The organism is Swingsia samuiensis, assembly GCF_006542355.1.
Classification (GTDB): domain Bacteria; phylum Pseudomonadota; class Alphaproteobacteria; order Acetobacterales; family Acetobacteraceae; genus Gluconobacter; species Gluconobacter samuiensis.
On record NZ_CP038141.1, the window covers coordinates 1,997,509 to 2,016,545 of the forward strand.

The 19,037-nt window shown below is 41.5% G+C and carries 18 protein-coding genes, 1 tRNA gene and 1 pseudogene; 11 read left to right on the forward strand and 9 right to left on the reverse strand.

Annotated features, from left to right (window positions below):
- Positions 1-143: 143 nt before the first annotated feature.
- Entirely contained in the window at positions 144-1,559 is a 1,416-nt protein-coding gene (locus tag E3D00_RS09480; RefSeq protein ID WP_141462036.1) for an outer membrane beta-barrel protein, read from the reverse strand.
- Between the two features lie 195 nt (positions 1,560-1,754).
- Between E3D00_RS09480 and E3D00_RS09485 the strand changes: the two are divergent.
- The 6 genes and pseudogenes from E3D00_RS09485 (at position 1,755) to nadC (ending at position 9,372) form a co-directional block, all read left to right on the forward strand.
- Positions 1,755-3,852, forward strand: a pseudogene (locus E3D00_RS09485) (M3 family metallopeptidase).
- Between the two features lie 84 nt (positions 3,853-3,936).
- Positions 3,937-5,049 carry a THUMP domain-containing class I SAM-dependent RNA methyltransferase gene (locus tag E3D00_RS09490; protein WP_141462037.1) on the forward strand — a complete coding sequence of 371 codons (1,113 nt, stop codon included), beginning with the start codon at positions 3,937-3,939 and terminating at the stop codon, positions 5,047-5,049.
- 28 nt (positions 5,050-5,077) lie between these two features.
- Entirely contained in the window at positions 5,078-5,968 is an 891-nt protein-coding gene (locus E3D00_RS09495) for an NUDIX hydrolase (RefSeq protein WP_141462038.1), read from the forward strand.
- An 80-nt stretch (positions 5,969-6,048) separates the two neighbouring features.
- Positions 6,049-7,032, forward strand: a complete 984-nt coding sequence (nadA, locus tag E3D00_RS09500; protein ID WP_141462040.1) for a quinolinate synthase NadA — start codon at positions 6,049-6,051, stop codon at positions 7,030-7,032.
- A 2-nt stretch (positions 7,033-7,034) separates the two neighbouring features.
- Positions 7,035-8,498 (forward strand): L-aspartate oxidase, encoded by a 1,464-nt coding sequence (locus tag E3D00_RS09505; protein ID WP_141462042.1) that lies wholly within the window; start codon positions 7,035-7,037, stop codon positions 8,496-8,498.
- 13 nt (positions 8,499-8,511) lie between these two features.
- Entirely contained in the window at positions 8,512-9,372 is an 861-nt protein-coding gene (gene nadC / locus E3D00_RS09510; RefSeq protein WP_141462044.1) for a carboxylating nicotinate-nucleotide diphosphorylase, read from the forward strand.
- Positions 9,373-9,410: 38 nt separating this feature from the next.
- On the opposite strand, the gene E3D00_RS09515 is transcribed toward nadC, so the two are convergent.
- The 3 genes from E3D00_RS09515 to E3D00_RS09525 all read right to left on the reverse strand — a co-directional run bounded on the left by E3D00_RS09515 (position 9,411) and on the right by E3D00_RS09525 (position 12,043).
- Positions 9,411-10,403: an inorganic phosphate transporter gene (locus E3D00_RS09515; RefSeq protein ID WP_141462046.1), complete on the reverse strand. Its 993-nt coding sequence runs from the start codon at positions 10,401-10,403 to the stop codon at positions 9,411-9,413.
- Between the two features lie 11 nt (positions 10,404-10,414).
- Positions 10,415-11,185: a DUF47 domain-containing protein gene (locus E3D00_RS09520; protein ID WP_141462048.1), complete on the reverse strand. Its 771-nt coding sequence runs from the start codon at positions 11,183-11,185 to the stop codon at positions 10,415-10,417.
- Between the two features lie 105 nt (positions 11,186-11,290).
- Positions 11,291-12,043 carry a hypothetical protein gene (locus E3D00_RS09525; protein WP_141462050.1) on the reverse strand — a complete coding sequence of 251 codons (753 nt, stop codon included), beginning with the start codon at positions 12,041-12,043 and terminating at the stop codon, positions 11,291-11,293.
- A gap of 474 nt (positions 12,044-12,517) precedes the next feature.
- Between E3D00_RS09525 and E3D00_RS09530 the strand changes: the two genes are divergently transcribed.
- The 3 genes from E3D00_RS09530 to E3D00_RS09540 all read left to right on the forward strand — a co-directional run bounded on the left by E3D00_RS09530 (position 12,518) and on the right by E3D00_RS09540 (position 15,462).
- Complete coding sequence (locus E3D00_RS09530; RefSeq protein ID WP_141462052.1) at positions 12,518-13,072, forward strand: hypothetical protein; 555 nt, start codon at positions 12,518-12,520, stop codon at positions 13,070-13,072.
- Positions 13,073-14,041: 969 nt separating this feature from the next.
- On the forward strand, positions 14,042-14,734 hold the full coding sequence (locus E3D00_RS09535; protein ID WP_141459040.1) for a hypothetical protein: 693 nt from the start codon (positions 14,042-14,044) through the stop codon (positions 14,732-14,734).
- Complete coding sequence (locus tag E3D00_RS09540; RefSeq protein WP_181441962.1) at positions 14,704-15,462, forward strand: hypothetical protein; 759 nt, start codon at positions 14,704-14,706, stop codon at positions 15,460-15,462. Before E3D00_RS09535 ends, E3D00_RS09540 begins: the two co-directional genes overlap by 31 nt.
- 182 nt (positions 15,463-15,644) lie before the next feature.
- Here the strand turns inward: E3D00_RS09540 and E3D00_RS09545 are convergent, their stop codons facing one another.
- The 5 genes from E3D00_RS09545 to E3D00_RS09565 form a co-directional block, all read right to left on the reverse strand.
- Positions 15,645-15,938, reverse strand: a complete 294-nt coding sequence (locus tag E3D00_RS09545; RefSeq protein ID WP_141462056.1) for a hypothetical protein — start codon at positions 15,936-15,938, stop codon at positions 15,645-15,647.
- Between the two features lie 141 nt (positions 15,939-16,079).
- Positions 16,080-16,170: transfer RNA gene (locus tag E3D00_RS09550), tRNA-Ser, on the reverse strand.
- A gap of 39 nt (positions 16,171-16,209) precedes the next feature.
- Positions 16,210-16,845 (reverse strand): phosphoribosylanthranilate isomerase, encoded by a 636-nt coding sequence (locus E3D00_RS09555; protein ID WP_141462058.1) that lies wholly within the window; start codon positions 16,843-16,845, stop codon positions 16,210-16,212.
- Positions 16,846-16,848: 3 nt separating this feature from the next.
- Complete coding sequence (gene pyrF / locus E3D00_RS09560) at positions 16,849-17,556, reverse strand: orotidine-5'-phosphate decarboxylase (RefSeq protein WP_141462060.1); 708 nt, start codon at positions 17,554-17,556, stop codon at positions 16,849-16,851.
- Between the two features lie 9 nt (positions 17,557-17,565).
- Entirely contained in the window at positions 17,566-17,898 is a 333-nt protein-coding gene (locus E3D00_RS09565) for a lipopolysaccharide assembly protein LapA domain-containing protein (protein ID WP_141462062.1), read from the reverse strand.
- A gap of 165 nt (positions 17,899-18,063) precedes the next feature.
- Between E3D00_RS09565 and E3D00_RS09570 the strand changes: the two genes are divergently transcribed.
- Together E3D00_RS09570 and E3D00_RS09575 are read left to right on the forward strand one after the other, a co-directional pair.
- On the forward strand, positions 18,064-18,357 hold the full coding sequence (locus E3D00_RS09570) for a hypothetical protein (protein ID WP_246091428.1): 294 nt from the start codon (positions 18,064-18,066) through the stop codon (positions 18,355-18,357).
- Between the two features lie 138 nt (positions 18,358-18,495).
- Complete coding sequence (locus tag E3D00_RS09575) at positions 18,496-19,002, forward strand: protein-export chaperone SecB (RefSeq protein WP_141462064.1); 507 nt, start codon at positions 18,496-18,498, stop codon at positions 19,000-19,002.
- Positions 19,003-19,037: the final 35 nt, after the last annotated feature.

The window sequence follows — 19,037 nt, forward strand, 5'->3', positions numbered from 1 at the left end:
AAGATACATCTTTAAGAGTATTACAGCATTCTTTTAAAGATGTATCAGTAATGGGGCTTTGCCTATATTTTACATAAAAAAGATTGTAAATAATTAAATTATTTAGAGTTGAAAAATTATTTTATAGGTCCATGCGGAACTTTCTAAAAACTAAGAATAGCGTCGCAGTTAAACCATAACATATTGTTAGTTCCGTTATTGACGGTTGGATTTGTGATTGTTCCTCGTTGATTGAAGGGGTGTGTGCCGTTTAAAGATTTATCAAGGCGTATTTCAGGACGAAGAGTAAACTGCGCTTTTCCAAGGTACTGATTTATGAATTGTGGTTTATATGTAGCCCCAATGGTAAGGTCACCATAAGTGGTCGGTGGAGCATTAAAATAAGGGTAAGGACGGTTTCGTAAGGAGTTTGTGTAAGATAAATTTCCTACATATTCAGTAACAATACCGCCAGTATTATCACGAAAAATTTCGCCGCGCGCATTTAAAGTTAAAAATGGCCGAATATCCCATGATATATAAGAAGTATAACCGTAAGCATCATCTCGTAAGGCATCATCATGGAGATAGGTTGCATTGGCTGTAACTGAGACTTTGTCTGTAATATGATAAGTTGCCAGAAAGTCTATATTATATTGCATACGATGGTTGGCCGCACGTCCTATACCAGAACTTGTCCATCCAGCGGGAGAAGTTAGAGTAGGGCCATTATTTGCTTCAGGTCCAAACCGGCCAATCGCATGCATATTTAATTTGCCGTTCATAAGATTATTCCATGCGAACCCAAAATAACCTTTAGGACGACTATTGTTTCCCGATGAGCCAAATGTGGTTGAGTTGCCAGCATCTATACCCATAATCCAGTCCCATTTTTTGGTAAGGTGCATTGTGGCCACAACACCAACTGTCTCAAAAGGGACGATGTAATCATTCGAATAGTTGAAGGTATAAAAAGGGCGCGCCAAAGCAGGTGTTCCTTCGGCCCCAAGCAGGCCATAGATTTGGCCAATTTGAAAATCAATACCATGATGGAAGATCCAAGGGGTATGCACATCAATATGGGCTTGGGTCGGTGTCCATTGGTAAAAACTGCTGGTTGTACCTGCTCCCATACCTAAAGTTGGATCAAAACGAGCGTCAGAGCCAAAAAGCATTTCTGCGACAAAGCCAATTCCGTAGCCACCACCAATGGAGGTAACAGGGTGGGAGATAGATCCCATAATCTGATTGAGAGCAACGGTGTTCGCTCGGTCTTGGTAGTATTGCCCGAAGTTATACCCAGATCGTGTCCATGGATTTCCACTGATGCCAGCTTCTAGGCTTAAGTGTCCAACAAGACCGTCCCAATATGTAAGAGGTTGGCCTTTGGAGGGAGAAAAAAGGTTCCCAGCTTGATTAGAGGCTACATCTGGATTTGCGGGTGGAGTACTTGTTGGATGAGCAAAGGTAATCGTGGATTGAGCTGGGAGAATAGAGGAGGTGTCCGCCCATGCCGTCAATGGGATAACGGTGTATGGCAGAACCGTGAAAATGGCTAAATGTTTATATAGTATTTTCATGCAGTCTAATCCTAAGAGGAAGGGTAGATTCTTGAAAACGATTCGATAATAATACGGTGTATCCGTATTTTTAGTATGAAAGTGAAACGTTCGCAATTGATCAGTCTATATATTTCGATATAGATATATTTTTATGACGTTTGGAAGCTGTGGGATTATAAAATGAATTGTAAATCGTTAATTAAAATATTTTTGATGACAACATGTTTTGCATCACTCCAGACAAACGCTTGGGCCTCTGAAGAAAAGCGGGTTAATCCTCTTTTGTCTCCAAGTAGTTTGCCGTTTCAAGCGCCAAGGTTTGATCTCATTAAAGATACTGATTATGTGTTCGCATTTGAAAAAGGCATGCAAGAGCACCTAAAAGAGATTACGCAAATAGCTAATAATACAGATAAACCAACATTCGAAAATACGATTGCTGCCTTAGAAAAAGCTGGAAGTTTACTCTCGCGTGTCCAAATGACATTTGATGGAGTATATCAAGCGAATACTAATCCTGTTCTAGATAAAACGGAGAGCCAAGAAGCTGGGGCTTTAGCTGAGCACAATGATGCGATTTATTTGAACGATCGGTTGTTTGCACGTATTAAGTATCTTTATAACGAACAAAAAAAATTAGCATTAACATCTGAGCAGCAACAAGTTTTAAATATTTATTATCAAGAGTTTATCCATGAAGGAGCCTTATTATCGGCTCGTGATAAGGAGAAGCTGCGCTCGTTCAATAAACGATTGGCTCAGCTAGAGTCTCTTTATTCGCAAAAACTTATTTCTGCGGCTAAAAATGCTGCTCTTGTTCTTGACCATAAGGATGCTTTAGCGGGGTTGGATGAGGGAGGTTTGGCTTCTGCTCAAAAAGCCGCGCAGGAACGAAAACTGAGCGGTAAATGGCTTATTCCGCTGCAGAATACGACGCAACAGCCGGATTTAGCGGCTCTTAATAACCGCTCAACCCGAGAGAGGTTGTTCTCACAAAGCTGGACACGTGCAGAAAAAGGTGATGCGAATGACACTCGGTCAACAATTTCAGAGATAGCAAAAATCAGAGCACAAAAAGCAGCATTATTTGGATATCCGAATTATGCAGCCTATGTTTTGTATGATCAAATGGCTAAAACACCGGAGAATGCAGAGCATTTTATTAAGCAGCTCATTCCTGCGTTGGCTACAGAACAAAAGCGAGAGGTAGCCCTTTTACAAGAAACAATTCACAAAGATGGAGAGAGGTTCTCCTTCAAACCATGGGACTGGGAAAAGTATGCAGCTCAAGTAAAGCGTGAGCAATATTCTCTTAATCAGGATGAGATCAAACCTTATTTTGAATTAAAGACTGTTTTGACAGATGGTGTATTTTTTGCCGCACATCAGCTTTATGGCGTCTCTTTTAAACAAAGGCACGATATTCCAGTTTATAATCCGGATGTGATGGTATTTGAAGTTTTCGATAAAGATGGTTCTGCTCTTGGTTTGATGTACTTTGATTACTTCAAGAGAGATAATAAGGCAGGGGGAGCGTGGATGTCCAACTTTGTTGGTCAATCTAAGCTACTTCATACAAAACCTGTGATTTATAATGTTGCCAATTTTACAAAAGCAGCCTCAGGTCAGCCCCAGTTGGTTACCTTTGATGATGTAACGACAATGTTTCATGAGTTTGGGCATGCTTTACATGGTCTATTTGCTAATCAAGTATATCCAACTGTATCGGGAACTAATGTTGCGCGTGATTTTGTAGAGTTCCCATCACAGTTTAATGAAAATTGGGCTCTTGATCCAACTGTATTTGCTCATTACGCACGGCACTACAAAACAGGCGCGCCAATGCCGCAGGAGTTAGTGCAGAAAATCAAGAAAGCGGCAAAATTTAATCAAGGCTATGCTCTGGGCGAAATTGTTGCTGCTGCAGAACTGGATTTGCAATGGCATAGCTTGCCTGCTTCTGCGCCAAGGCAGGACGTGGATTTTTTTTGAAAAGAAAGCTCTTAATCAGTTGGGCTTGGATGTTAATGACGTTCCGCCACGGTATCGTTCAACTTATTTTTTACATATTTGGTCTAATGGATATTCAGCTGGGTATTATGCTTACCTTTGGACGGAAATGTTAGATCAGGATGCTTTTGCTTGGTTTACGCAACATGGTGGTTTGACGAGAGAGAATGGGCAACGTTTTCGGGATATGATTTTGTCTAAAGGGCACACAATGGATTATGCTCCGATGTTTAAGGCTTTTTACGGCAAAGACCCAGATATTGAGCCTATGTTGGAACACCGGGGCTTAGCACAGAAATAACCTTTAAATGTCTTGGGAATGATATTTATTGGCATTCCTAAGATAAGAGGGTGCTTTGATGGAGAAAGTTGCTAGAATATCTTCATGAAGAAGAAAGACAATTTTGAGATATTTTTAGCTACTTTTCCTGGGTTTGAAGAGACCTTATGGCAAGAAGTTAAATTAAAAGGATTTCGCCATCCCGTTATCGCTGATGGTGGGGTATTAATTAAAGGAGGTTGGTCAGAGGTTTGGCGGGCCAATTTATGGCTGCGTGGAGCCAACCGTGTTTTGGCACGTTTGGCCACGTTTAAAGCTGATAATTTTGATCAACTGGTTGCTCGAACAGCTCTTGTTAATTGGAAAGAGTTATTGCCTGAAGGTGCTGTTTTTAGGGTAGAAGCGACGGCAAAATCATCTCGTTTATATCATACAAAAGCGATTATTGAACGTGTATCTTCTGTTATAGAGAATGCTGTGCAGGGCGTTTTTTCACAGAAATCCGATCTTATTTTCAGAGTTCGAATGGAAAAAAATTATTGCACGATCAGTTTTGATTCCTCAGGAGAGTTATTACATAAAAGAGGTTATAAAACGGCTATAAACCGTGCTCCAATCCGTGAAACAATGGCTGCATTGCTCTTATATAAATGTGGTTATTCAGGACAAAGCGTTCTTTACGATCCAATGTGTGGCTCTGGAACATTTGTAATTGAAGCAGCAGAAATAGCGAACCGTTTAAATCCAGGACGGAACCGTTCTTTTTCTTTTGAACAATTATTAACGTTTGATGCAGACGCTTGGAACAAAATGAAAACCGTTCAGCGGCAGCACTTATCGGATTATACATTTTACGGGAGTGATCGCGATCAAACCGCGATTAACATTTCTCAAGAAAATGCCAAAAGGGCAGATGTTTCGGGCGTTACGGAGTTTAAAAGATGTTCTTTTGGAGAAATTGAACCACCAGCAGAGCATGGGGTTCTTTTTATTAATCCTCCTTATGGAGAAAGAATAGGCGGAAAGGAAAATTTGTTTACTCTGTATAGTTTTATGGGAAAAGTAATTAAGGAAAAATTTAAGGGTTGGAAAGTTGGTCTTATTACGACAGATAAGAATTTAGCGTATGCAACAGGATTGCAGTTTAGTAGTATAGAAGGGCCATTTCCTCATGGAGGGCTGAAGATTTATCTTTTTAGAACTGAAGATATACATTAAATTCGTTGTTTTTATAAAAGAGTAGTATATGGCCAATCATGTTGCAATTTGCCGGGCTGAGCTCGTCGCTGTTTTAAATGCAGTGCAACATGGTGTTCCTAAGGTTTTAACCCTTCAAGAAGGAAAGACCTTACCAGCCGGTCCATTGGAAACAGAGCATACATCATTACAGCGCGGATTACGCCAATGGGTTGAATGGCAAACCGGGTTTCTTTTAGGTCATGTTGAGCAGCTTTATACGTTTTGGGACCCTCTTCCTCAAGAAAAGCAAGGGCTTATTCGAGCTTCCTATATGGCTCTTACAAGAGAGGATATTAGTTCACAAAGCAATAATTGGCGAAGCTGGTATGATTATTTTCCATGGGAAGACCGGCGTTCAAACGAAGGAGCTGAGTTACTTAAAAAGCTTATCGAGCCTCTGCATGAGTGGGCCGCAAATGATTTGAAAAAATTAGCACGTCTTAGAACCGTTTTCGGGTTGAAGAATCAGAAGTGGGATGATGCCGCTGTATTAGAGCGTTATGAACTTTTATGGGAGGCAGGGTTGGTTGCAGAATCACCTCTTTTTCAAGGATCGTCTATTTCTGATGCTTCTATGCTCTATGACCATCGGCGTATTTTGGCGACTGCCATTTCTCGATTGAGAGCAAAAATTAGGTATACTCCAGTTATTTTTCAGCTTGTCCCGGAGCGGTTTACCTTATTCCAACTACAGCAAACGATGGAAGCGCTTGCTGGCAGATACATGCATAAGCAAAATTTTAGAAGACTTGTCTTAAATCAAGGTCTAGTAAAAGAGACTGATTATTACGAAAACAAAGTTCAAGGAAGACCAGCACGACTATATCAATTTTGTGATGATGCTGCCGATCATTGTTATTTAGACGGTGCGAAACAGCCTTTAGAAAATTTATCATAAAAAAGTGTAGTTTTTAGTGCTTGCATATTTCATATCATCAATTATGCTCAATTCGAGCATAATAAAGATTAGGATCCGTTATGGACATCCAGAGTGCTGAGTTAAGTAGAGATAGCCTATATGCACCCCTTTCTCGTTTAATAAGACGGGATGATTGGGAGCGCCTGTATGCGGATGATATTGAGGCAATCCTAAAGCTCAAAAAAGAACGTAACGCTGTGATCTTGGCTCATAACTATCAGACGCCAGAAATTTTTCATGGAATATCTGATATTCGTGGAGATAGTTTAGCTCTTGCTCGTGAAGCGCAAAATCTGGATGCTGATGTCATTGTAATGGCAGGTGTTCACTTCATGGCAGAAACAGCCAAGTTGATGAACCCAACCAAAACGGTTCTGATACCTGATGAAATGGCAGGATGCTCTTTAGCTGAGAGTATTACAGCAGAGAATGTTCGGGAAATGAAAAGACGTTACCCCGGCGTACCTGTAGTGACGTATGTTAATAGTACTGCGGAAGTAAAGTCTGAAACAGACGTATGCTGTACGTCGGGAAATGCTAAAAAAGTTGTTGAAAGTTTGGGTGTTCCTAGGGTGATTATGATCCCGGATGAATTTTTGGCCCGGAATATTCAGAATGAAACAGGCATTGAAATGTTAACATGGCCTGGCCACTGTGAAGTTCACGAACGTTTTACACCTCAAGAAATTAGGCAATATCGTCGGATGCACCCAGGCGTAACAGTGATCGCTCACCCTGAGTGTCCTCCAGAAGTTGTTGCTGAAGCTGATTATTCTGGTTCAACGGCCAATATGATTAGCTATGTAGCAGAGCAAAAACCAGAAAAAGTGTTGCTTGTTACAGAATGTTCGATGAGCGATAATTTAGCGACGTTAAACCCCGCAACAGAGTTTGTTCGTCCTTGTAATCTTTGCCCTCATATGAAGAGAATTACACTTTCTGGGATTAGAAAAGCTTTGGAAAACATGGAAACAAAAGTTACCATTCCGCCTGAATTAGAGGCACGTGCCAGAGCCTCAGTTGAACGTATGCTGGCTATCTGAGCGTGTCGATCGATATTCTGTCCCACCTGTCAGGACGTCCTGTCATAGTTGGGGCAGGTTTGGCAGGATTAACGGCCGCTTTATATTTAGATCAACCCTGTGTTGTTCTAACGTTATCGCCTTTAGGGACAGATATTGCGAGTGGTTTGGCGCAGGGTGGAGTTGCAGCAGCCGTTGGAGAGGGGGATAATCCTTTACTTCATGCGCAGGATACTCTTGCCGCTGGGGCGGGTTTATGTGTCTCTGACGTTGTCCAAAATATTACACAAGCCGCTCCAGATGCAATTCGTATTTTATCAAGCTGGGGGGTACCTTTTGCCCGAAAAGGCACGGCTTTTGATTTGCACTTGGAAGCGGCTCATTCCAAAAAACGTATTTTACACACAAACGGTGATGGCAGTGGTGCAGCTCTCATGAAAACGATGATTGAGCGTGTAAAAGCGCGGTCTGACATTACTGTTTTAGAAAATGTACGGCTTACTAAACTGTTAACAGAAGATGAGCATATAGTCGGCGTACAAACATCTATAGGGATTATCCCTACGCACTTATGTATTATTGCTTCTGGAGGAATAGGGGCGTTATACGAGAGTACAACGAGCCCCAATACATTAACTGGTTCTGCTCTTGCTGTCTCTGCACGTGCTGGAGCACGTTTGGTGGATATGGAGTTCACTCAATTCCATCCAACAGCATTAAAGACTTCAGGAAAAACCGGGCGTCGTCCTTTGGTGAGTGAAGCTGTGCGCGGGGCAGGAGCTTTGCTTGTTGATGAAACAGGTCAGCAATTTACAGACGAGTTATTGGCACGAGATGTTGTTTCCCGTGCAATTGCATCTCACATTGAAGCAGGACATAGTGTTTTCTTGAACGCTACTCAGTTAAAGCAGGAAAAGTTTAGTAAGCTTTTCCCGGGGATAACGAAATCCTGTCATGCTATCGGTATAAATCCTGATGAAGATTTAATCCCTGTTAGTCCAGCAATGCACTATCACATGGGCGGGATAGAGGTAGATAATAAAGGACGATCGTCTATTGCAGGATTATGGGCTTGTGGAGAGGCTTCTTGTACTGGGTTACATGGTGCTAATCGCTTAGCAAGCAATTCATTACTGGAAGCGTTTTTGACAGGAAAGTGGGTAGCTGAAGATGTGAATGGATATACTTATCCTTCACAACGAAATTTAAAGGTTATTTCTTCTGTCGTTGACGAGACGCAGGGAGCTCCTCTTAATCTGGATTTAATGAAAAATGCCGGAATCGTTCGCTCGCAAAGTGGCTTGCAAAACGTTTTAGATAAGGTCCTGCCTCATATTTTAGAAAATGATCATGCATTGATCGCAGCTTTTATTGCAACTTCAGCTTTAAGACGCTGCGAAAGCCGAGGGAGTCATTACCGAAGTGATTTTCCTCATAGAAGTGACCCTTTCAGAACATCAATAACATTATCAGAGCTGGTAGCTTAGAAAGGAAAATTAGATGAAATTTCAAACATTCTTCCCTGATTTGATGTGGGAATCTCTTGTTAAAAACGCTCTTTTAGAAGATTTGGGTTCAGGTGGGGATATTACAACACAAGCTTTGATTAGTCCGGATCAGACTGTAAAAGCTATTTTTAGAGCGCGTAAACCGGGGGTCGTTGCAGGGTTAGCTGGTGCTAAGCTTTCTTTCACCTTATTGGACCATCACACTCGATTTATATCTCATAAGGAAGATGGAGATATTATTGAGGAGAAGGATGTTATTGCTTCTGTTGAAGGGAATGCCGCGACTATTTTAGGTGGTGAGCGTACAGCTCTAAACTTGCTATCTCATTTAAGTGGCATCGCATCAGAAACCAGAAAAATTGTTGATTTGGTTCATGGTACAGGCGTGCGTATTTGTTGCACGCGAAAAACGCTTCCTGGGATGAAGTCTGTACAGAAATATGCTGTTCGCGCTGGAGGAGGGGCAAGCCATCGCTACCGTTTGGATGATGCTATTTTGATTAAAGATAATCACTTGGCGTTATGTGGGGGGGTAACTTCTGCTTTGAAGGCTGCGAAGAAGCGAATAGGGCATCTCTCTAAAATTGAATTGGAGGTTGACCGACTGGACCAGTTGGAGGAAGCTTTATCAGCAGGCGGAGCGGATGTGTATTTATTGGATAACATGTCGCTTGATGAGTTAAGAAAAGCAGTTAAATTGATTGATGGCCGGGCGATAGCTGAAGCTTCAGGAGGGATTACGCCTGAAACAGCCCGAGATATTGCTGAAACAGGTGTAAACGTTTTATCCCTAGGTTGGTTAACACATACTGTCAAAGCACTTGATATCGGACTTGATATTGAAGCTTTGTAAAAGACAGGAATAATAACTCCTATTCGTTTATATAGGAGTTATTTAAAGAGAAGTAATAGCTTCATAAATATAGCTGCGAAAAGAGCTGAAGAAGGAAGAGTAATTAACCAAGAGGCGAAAATCTTGTTTAATAGCCGCCAGCGAACAGCACTTACAGAACGTACGGATCCGACACCAGCTAATGCCCCAGTAATAGTGTGAGTAGAACTGACAGGGATACCACACGATGTTGCGTATGAAAGTACAAGGCTGGCAGAAATTTGAGCGGTTGTTCCTTGCCATGGCCGAAGGCGGGTAATGCCATTTCCCATAGTGTGTAATATGGCTTTTCCACCAAAAAGTGTTCCAAGTGCCATCGCTAATTGACAAGAAAGCACGACCCATAGCGGCACGGCAGCGTGATCTTGTAGAATATGTTCAGAAATAAGAGCTAAATAAAGAATACCCATTGTTTTTTGGGCATCATTCCCTCCATGAGCTAAGGACATAAATGCACATGATACGATCTGCATCCAGTTAGCATGGCGTGAAATGGCAGACATGTGTGCTTTATGCAGTAAAAACCCAAGCGCAAGAGCAATGAGAATAGAGCAAAGCATTCCGAGTAATGGTGAAATAATAATTGCCATTACAATAGGTAATAAACCTTTCCATATAATGGCATTTAAACCTGCATAGGCAGCAACGGAACCAACAAGAGAGCCAATGAGTGCGTGGGAACTGCTGCTTGGAATGCCTAGTCTAAGTGTTAAGGTATTCCATATTATTGAAGCAATGAGCGTACATAAAATAACAAATGGAGTAATGGAGGAGGATAAAACAAGCCCGTGTCCTATCGTTCCTGCAACGTGTAACCCATAAACGAGGAAGGCCAGAAAGTTACATAATGCGCAGAGTAATACTGCTGCACGGATGGGTAAAACTCCTGTAGTTACAACGGGACCAATGGCCGCAGATGCATCATGCTGACCATTCGTGAAGTCAAAGAGAAGAGCAAAAAAGACAATTGCTATCAAGGTTGCTGAAATCATTGAAGCGGTCTTTATGCGTTATCTGTGACGACAGTAACGATGGCTTCTGCAAACTCTTTGCAAGCATCCATAACGCGTTCAATTCTATCCGTACATTCGCGGACTGGGCCATATTTTGGTGGCACATATCGCCCTGCCATTTGTTGGTTAGCTGCCAGTTTGGTCGGATTCACGTTGGACATAATGGAAGTGAGAAGTTCAAGGTGAAGCCGATCAACCTCATCCTCTAAAGAGTAAATACGTTCCGCAGCTTCTGTGAGTGTCTTGGCATTGCGTGGGACATTACTCAGTTGAGGAATGATATCTCGCAAAACATATGTCGCCTCTCGAATACGCTCAACCATTTTAAGCATGTTATGAGAGTAGGGAGCCTGAAACATCACAGAGTATGTGGATGCTTTTCGGATTTCATCAATAATGTTATCGGCTCGATTGAAAAATCGGAAAAGATGGCTACGATCGAATGGAAGAAGAAGGGCGTGGCTTACGGATTCAATAGCCTGTTTCTGTCTATTATCAGCGGAGCGCTCCATCTCAACAATTTTGAGATGAAGGGTAGAAACAGCTTGTAAAGCATTTTGAAACTCTTTGCTTTCGGCTGATAGTTCTTCCCCTTCGCCTAGAGGTGCTTGGCGAAGAGATGAAAAGTCAGATGCTCGAGCAAATTGAACGAAAACATCAGACACTGATGCTGCATCGTTCATAAGTTCAGCCAGCTTACTGATATGTTGATCGGGTGAACGCGAACTTAGCTTGAAAAAAGCTAATAGTTTTGCGAGCATCCTTGACTCCAAGCTTAGTTCATTAAGAACACGAATAGTGAATTAAGAATTAGATATTATCAAAGTTTGGGATGCTCGGATAGATGGAGAATAAATTAGAGAATTTTAACACTTGGATGCCAAAGGTAACTTAATCATCTCATTTTCATTGTTAGGAAAATTCGAAAAAATAGATTTTGTAAAGTTTGGTATTAGGAGAGGGAGAATACCACATTCATCTGCTGATCCTAAAAGCGCTCGATATATACGGACAGGTTTCTCTTGAGAAGAAGCGCGGTATGCAAATGAGAAACCTATTTTGCTAAAAATAGTCCTATAGTCAATGCCATTATTGTACCCTGTTATTCCATAAATGGGATGACTACTTGTATTTTCTGTATAGTATAGATTATCTCCGAACTGATTTGCGCTCCCTGATGTAGTTGTTCCTGAATAGCCAGTTATTCCATAAATGGGATTATGATATGTATATTTCTCAACTTCACCTTTGTTAATGTAAAAACCGATAAATATTAAAATTGTAGCATCATTAATATTATTTACTACCTTAAATCCCTTACCTATAATTTCTTTTTTTGCTAATTCTGTCCAATATTGTGTTTCTAATTTATCGTTTAAATTTAAAAATCCTGATTTTTCAATCGCTTTATCAAAACGACTTAACCAAGAAGAGTAATTTGAAGCGGTAATATCATTAATTTGAGGTATCCAAGTGAGATAAATCCTATCACTTTTCTGTATTCCATTTGGTATAGAAACAGCTTGTATGTAGCTTGTTGTTTTTACTTCACTGCACCCTAAAAGGAATAAATTTCCCCAAAAGCATAAAGCAGCAATGACTGTTTTCTTTGTACGCATTTTGACTCTCTTTAGTGAATATTTACTATAAGAGATATAATAAATATATTTATTTATTTAACAAATAGTAAATTTCATGCATCATTAACCCTAAATCGAAGAAAAATACAGCTTCTTACATTTTTTAGTATTTTGTAGACAAATTACATACTGGCGGAGAGGGTTGGACTTTCCGCCAGTATACAATTATCCCCAGAAAACCGACAAAAAACTAGTGACACTCACCTATTAACTGTGCGTCACTAACGCTCGCTCCTGCTTTGGAGGAAGTATAAGAACGCGCTTAAAAGAGTGCAATATGTCCTTTAGGAATAAAAGAGTGCAATATGTCCTTTAGGAATATGTGAATTCGCTTATAGATTAGTTATTGAGTTACAGATGAAATAATTGCTCTTAAATTAGTTTTTAAATGATATGTTTTATGTAATCTCAATTAGGATAGGAAAAGCTATTTTAGAAAAGGATTTTCTTTGCATGAAACGGATGCAGACAAAACACATAATGTTTTTATTGCTTACTCTTTTCTCCAGTGTTTCTTTTCCTGCTTTAGCAGAAACAAATACAAAATATGTAGTGCTCAAAACTGGATCTGATACCGAATATGATCATTGTACCGCTCATCATTGGTACATGACTTTTAAAACAGGTAGCGAAGAAAGTTTAATTCCTATTGCAGAAATGCGGTTTAAAGAATTGGTTAAACGCTGGCAGACAGATGGTGGACCAATATTAGTTGATGCGTTCGCTCCACAAAATAAAACACTTCTTTCTCGAGCACTTTACCTTGATAATAGATTACAAGAAGTTGGTGTTCCTAAAGCAGCTATTTGGATAAGAACAACTGAAAAGGCACCTCAAAGCGAGTTAGCCGGAATTATTCAAATAACATTTCCGAGTGAGGGTGCAACGTGTCGTGCTCATGCTAGACATGAATTAAGCAAATTTATTTTAGAACACTGTGGAAGTATTCGTGAGAGAGACTGCAAAGACGCAGTGACCTTCTTAGGTCAATCTTCAGGAGATGAGTGATGACGATAGGTGTTCTATTAAACTGTTTAAAGTGGGAAAAACTTAACACTCTTACAGACGGGAAATGTTCATTAGATTTATCAGGGATAAAAAACCGCAAGCTTTTTTAACAAGTGGCCCAAGCACTAGATCTAGGATTTCAATGTCGTAACAATACTAAAACTATGTCTGATTTATGTAATACGCTTGATAATGGCATTGCTAAATTAGTGTCATTTAAGATAATCCCCGTGATCCCTCAGCTAAAGTTAAGGATGATATTTTACGATTGCCTGTTAAAAAGCGCTCAGACTTTCACCTGTTACCACCTAAAAAAAGAATGAATATTCGTATATGGATTAATCCAACTGGAGGGTATTTAAGTATAGGAGGCGATGGTTTTCTTTATCAAGATTTAGTTTAATATCCTTTGGCATGAATTACATCATGCAACGACAACACAACATCATATAAAACAGGCAGCTCCTTATGACTCTAATGACCCTTGGGTTTATGCGATAGCAGATATTCAACGGGCTTTTCCTAAAACAGCTCGTGATCCTATTACAGGGGAAATGGCCCTTTAACGCCCTGTCTTCTTGTTGTTCGATGGACGTGAGGAGAGAAGGATAATTCAGGACGCTTTATCCTTACACAGCAATGGATCAGCACAGAGAGGCTATACCAAGAATAAGAGGTAGTATTCTCTTCACCATGATGGTCATACCATCACAAGACTGTTTACCATCCATTATCATCATGTATGCTCTTGCTTTACTGATGGATAGAGAGAAGATGTTACCATCTACCATCACATCCTTTACCTACAGCTCTATCCTTTAACCTCTCCTGTAGGGTAGAGCTCTCTAGAGAGAAGGATATATATACTCACTAGGGTGGTACCCCCCTCCTAAGGGATAGGATAGCTAGTGTTCTTCCTAGGAGAACTTCATTAGTGGAAACATTTCGGAAAACAGGTTATGAGCTCCCATGCCTCATCCTTCCGATCCTCCTTTAAGACCTCTTGAGATTGACGAAAAAGCTCATCTCGCTGCGCGTTCCATCTCCTTATACCGTGGTCCTACATCTCCCAATGCTCAGGCCTGTGTCCAGAATGTCTTAGCTCTTTTAACCTCTGAGCTCGATACACAGCGTCAGCGTAAGCTGGGTCAGAAGGCTCAGGAGCGTCTGCTGCATGAGGTTGGGACACTTCTGGCGGGTTTACTCCATCGGTCTCTCTCAGGCGTTCCTGTGCTGGCGAATAAGCGCCCCAGTGCAGCCTTATGGAAAGAGAACAAAGCTAAAGGTCTTATTGGCTTTAGAGCCTTCTGGGGGAAGATGGAGGCCTTGATCCGACTGGGTCTTGTCATGGAACGTGAAGCCATGCGCTTTGAAGATCCCAGAAGGACAAGTGGTATTGGTGGGAAGGCAGTAGCTCTTATGGCTACACCGGCCTTACTTGACCTTGCGAGACAGCATGGCTGCACTCAGCAGACACGCTCGGTTGATTGGAGACTGATTAAACAGCCTGACCCTCCAAGAGGAAAGCAAGCTCCGGTAAAGGACGCTGTAGTCTTTCATGACTTTCCTGATCTGTGGCGTGGACGCGTCAAGAAAGGAGCAAAGATCACGCTTGCAACACAAGCGCATGCGTGCATCACATTGCTTTCATGGAGCGCCTGAATGGCATGGCCTCTCAGTTGACGATCACAGGTTGCTCTCCTCCTGTTCTGCAAATGCAGTTTGGGCCCAGTATCTCCTTCTCAGGGCGGATCTATGCGCTGGGCGGGAATGATACCTATCAGAACCTTCCTGAGGCTGAGCGGCAACATATCACGATCAATGGTGAGAAGGTGGTTGAGGTGGATATCAATGCCTCCTCCTTATCTGTCTTCCTTGGAATGATGAAGGTTCAGGACGAGGATAAGGGCTTAGGAAAACCTCAGGATGATCCTTACCAGAAAGGAGTGCTAGCAGGGTTTCGTCGTGACGCGGTGAAGCATTGGTTTACCTCTTCCTTACAAGGCGGAAGGTTAAAGACGCGATGGTCCGCTAATACCCCTCAGGAGGTCCGTACAGAGCGTTGTATGGCCATTCATAATGCCGCTTTAACCACGTACCCCGCTCTTGAAAGGCTGCATGAGATCTTGCCAGAACGGGAGAGAAACAGCTTACCCAGTGAGGAGTATCTTCCATGGGCAATAGCGCAGTATATTGCTTGTGTTGAATCCTCGATCATCAAGTTCGTGCTCGATCAGATTATGGCCCAAGGAGGCGTTGCGCTGCCTTTACATGATGCATTGCTCGTACCGCGCTCATGGGCCGATCAAGCCGTGCGGCAAATCACATTCGCAGGAAAAGGCCGATTAAGGAGAGACTTAATCATCGAGGTGAAGGACTGGTGTAATTAGAGCACACTTAAGTGTTTTTGTAATAGGCAATGATGAAAATCTGGTAGAAGATTAACACATAGGCTATTTTTATTTAATTTTTACCAAACAAAAAAGAAGTTTTTTATAATATATTGAGCATTAATTTCGGTGCCATTTTTATCTTTTTCTTTAATAATGACGCTACCCTCTTTTAATCCATCTTATATATATTGAAGAATATTTTTAGGCTCATAAAGGTTGCCGAGCTGATCTAAAATAGCAAAACAGCATAAAAACGGACTAAATATCATCTCGGGAGGTTGGGGCGTGCTCAATAAAAAATCTATTGGATCGTTACGGTCAACTTTTTTTGGATCTTTAAGGGGTATATAATCCTTTACATCTTGATAATCCCATAAAGCTTTTGAAGCTTCATGATATAACGTATAAAGAGATGAATGTACTTTAGTATGCTGAAGTTGATGGAGACGCTCATCCAAACCAACATGAATCAAAGCAGCTTGTTCTTTGTTGATATCTTCGATCTTCTAACCACAGAGGCAGGAACACGCCAGCATTTTAAGGTGACGCAGTGTTAAAAGGAGGTGACACTCACCAGTTTTTAAGTGCTTGTTTTATAAGGAAAAATTACATATTGGCGGAGAGAGTGGGATTCGAACCCACGGTACGCTATTAACGTACACACGCTTTCCAAGCGTGCGCCTTAAGCCGCTCGGCCATCTCTCCTGTCGAGCTAGAGCTGTCTACGAGAGGTTGGGTTAAAGATCAAGCTCTTTCACGAACTTTTTTCACAAAATCTTTAATTAAAATAGGGCTTTTGTGTCCTGGCCGATCTTCTACACCAGAAGAAACGTCTACGGCAGGCGGGGTGCATGTTTTGATGGCGTCTTGCACATTGTTGGGAGTGAGGCCGCCTGCGAGCATCCAAAAAGAGGGGGCATTCCAATGACTGATGAGAGACCAGTCAAAGGTTCTGCCTAAGCCGCCTGGGCGAGTATCGCCAGATTGTTTGGGTGCTTCTATGACGTACCCGTTGATATCTTTTGAAACGGGTAAGTCTTCGGAAGAAGAAATGCCGCGAGCATGCCAGACAGGTAATTTGAAACGTTTTTTTATTTCTAATGCACGATTAAAACTGGCGTAGATTTGCAGAATATTGAGGGGGACTGTTCCTAACGTTTTCTCAAGTATCTCGTCCGATGGTTCAACAAAAAGTCCTACACGAGCAGGGCCATTTTTGCTCATATCAGGGATACTGGCGTGCAATATCGCGGCTTGTTCAGGAGAAACAAAGCGGGGTGATGAAGGATGAAAAATAAAGCCGGTCCAATTGACGTTTAAGGCATGGCATAATTCCATTGTTGGGATGTCATTAATCCCACAAATTTTTATATTAGTCATAAACTAGGATAATTCATCTTGAATGGCTTGCGCTGTGGCTGCGGGATTTTTTGCTTGTGTGATAGGGCGCCCAACAACAATCCAATCGGCCCCTGCATTAGATGCTTGTCGCGGAGTCATAATGCGTTTTTGGTCGTTAGCTTCACTTCCTTGCGGACGAATGCCAGGAACGACAAGTATGGGCTTATCGCCTAGATTGTCACGTAACGCGACTAGCTCATGAGCAGAGCATACTAAACCATCTGCTCCAGAATCAATCGCGAGTTTTCCTAATCTTATTACTTGATCATGAGGTGTGCCTGTTACGCCTATTTGATTTAGACCTGTTTGATCCATACTTGTTAGGACTGTAACAGCTAAAAGTTTAGGGCGCGTATCAGGGGACGGGAAATTTTCTTCTAATGCTTCACGTGCGCGGTGGATCATTTCAGCGCCGCCACTTGCATGAATAGTCGTTAAAGCAGGAGAGAGCGATTTAGTTAGAGCGGATAGACCTGAAGCGACTGTATTTGGAATATCATGTAACTTCAGGTCTAGAAAAAGTTTATGTCCAGCAGAAACCTCTTTAACCGCTTCTAGCCCACAAGAATATGTGAATTCGAAGCCGAGCTTAATGGCATCTACGGTTTTACCAAAGTCCTTAACCCATTGTTTAGCTTGAGTAATATCTTTGGTATCAATCGCAGCAATAAGGCGTGTGTGTCTGGACATGAACGAGCATTAGCTCCTGATTTCAGGTGAAGGGGAGATCGTAGCAGGATCTTGCGTTTGTGTCTGCAGACGATCAAGGCGTTGATGAAGTTCAACAATTTGGCTCTCAAGTGTACGAACTTGCCCTTCAGCACGACGTGCGCGGGATCTTTGACGTAAGGCGCCAATCCATCCTGTAAGATAACCGAAAACAAGGCATGCCACACTTGTCCCTAAAACGAGAGTGCCAACGGAAATATGCCATCCAAAGGAAATAAGCCAAACAGGCTCAAGATCTGTATTGCTTAAGGCAAAGACAATGAGAATAGCTAAGATAATAACAATAATAAGCAGTCTAAGCATAAGGCCCCCAATCTTGACGATTGTTTAAATGACACGAAGTTGTGTCATGGTGAGTGTGTTGGTAGCAGATATAAAGTGCTTTTGCAGGGTATAACTATATATCGGTATTGCCGTTTCCTATTTAGATTAATAATTCATTATACAGAGTAGTGAGGGGAAATCATTTTGGATAACGAGGTTGTCTTTTTGAGGCCTGCTCTTCCAAAGGGTGATGAGTTGTGGGCTGTCATGGCGACACAAGGGAAGCGTAATGTTATTGCAAATGTTTATATATTAAAAGAAAAAGCAGAAGCTGATTGTCACTGGAGAACCTCTCAGGTGCGAGTATATTCGTCTTTTCTAAGAAGTGAGCAGCAAATTATTCCTAGGTATTGGGTGAAAAAAATTAAAAAAGCAGAGCTGCCAAAAAGATGGTCTCCATTGCCAGCTTTAGGGATTTTAAGGGGAAAGATGATCTAGGTTTAAAGGGAGTGATGAAATATAATTTTGCAAATTATATTTTACGAAAAGATCTTATAGCGGTTTTTGACGTTCTTTTCGTTACAGTATTTATATTTTGTTATAAAACATCAGAGACTTAAAAGAGGTATAATTAGAATGAACGATCATGCTCACGCCGATACCGTTAAAGGTGCTCATCATAAAGCAGCTACCGAAAAGCAGAAATCAGCGTTGGAAATTGGATCACAGTATCTTCGTACCCTTTCAATAGATATTCCGAACACGCCTGACGTTTTTCGTCACTTGCCTTCTAAACCTTCCGTTGGATTAGTTGTGGATGTTAATGCGCGTCAGTTAGCAGACGGGCAGCCAAACTTTGAAGTCAGTTTGGTTATCCGAGCACAAGGGTTAGAGCAGCCAGAAAAAAACGGTACGACACCACGTGTATTGTATGAGGCACATATTGCATATGCAGGTCTTTTTTCTGTTGCAGGGGTGAGTTCTCCTGCCGAGGTAGAGCCTTTATTGCTTGCAAAAGCGCCGGAGTATTTATTCCCATCAGCACGTATTATTCTTTTAAATACGGTTCGTGAAGCGGGTTTCCCTGTTATGAATATTCAACCGATTGATTTCCATAATCTCTGGTTATCGAGAAAAAAATAAGAAATTACGAACTATAGCGTTGAATTTATTGGTGG

Coding starts and splice junctions, on each gene's coding strand:
- E3D00_RS09480 (WP_141462036.1), bottom strand. CDS start 1,559: ATGAAAATACTATATAAACATTTAGCCATTTTCACGGTTCTGCCATAC.
- E3D00_RS09490 (WP_141462037.1), top strand. CDS start 3,937: ATGAAGAAGAAAGACAATTTTGAGATATTTTTAGCTACTTTTCCTGGG.
- E3D00_RS09495 (WP_141462038.1), top strand. CDS start 5,078: ATGGCCAATCATGTTGCAATTTGCCGGGCTGAGCTCGTCGCTGTTTTA.
- nadA (WP_141462040.1), top strand. CDS start 6,049: ATGGACATCCAGAGTGCTGAGTTAAGTAGAGATAGCCTATATGCACCC.
- nadC (WP_141462044.1), top strand. CDS start 8,512: ATGAAATTTCAAACATTCTTCCCTGATTTGATGTGGGAATCTCTTGTT.
- E3D00_RS09515 (WP_141462046.1), bottom strand. CDS start 10,403: ATGATTTCAGCAACCTTGATAGCAATTGTCTTTTTTGCTCTTCTCTTT.
- E3D00_RS09520 (WP_141462048.1), bottom strand. CDS start 11,185: ATGCTCGCAAAACTATTAGCTTTTTTCAAGCTAAGTTCGCGTTCACCC.
- E3D00_RS09525 (WP_141462050.1), bottom strand. CDS start 12,043: ATGCGTACAAAGAAAACAGTCATTGCTGCTTTATGCTTTTGGGGAAAT.
- E3D00_RS09530 (WP_141462052.1), top strand. CDS start 12,518: ATGAAACGGATGCAGACAAAACACATAATGTTTTTATTGCTTACTCTT.
- E3D00_RS09535 (WP_141459040.1), top strand. CDS start 14,042: ATGCCTCATCCTTCCGATCCTCCTTTAAGACCTCTTGAGATTGACGAA.
- E3D00_RS09555 (WP_141462058.1), bottom strand. CDS start 16,845: ATGACTAATATAAAAATTTGTGGGATTAATGACATCCCAACAATGGAA.
- pyrF (WP_141462060.1), bottom strand. CDS start 17,556: ATGTCCAGACACACACGCCTTATTGCTGCGATTGATACCAAAGATATT.
- E3D00_RS09565 (WP_141462062.1), bottom strand. CDS start 17,898: ATGCTTAGACTGCTTATTATTGTTATTATCTTAGCTATTCTCATTGTC.
- E3D00_RS09575 (WP_141462064.1), top strand. CDS start 18,496: ATGAACGATCATGCTCACGCCGATACCGTTAAAGGTGCTCATCATAAA.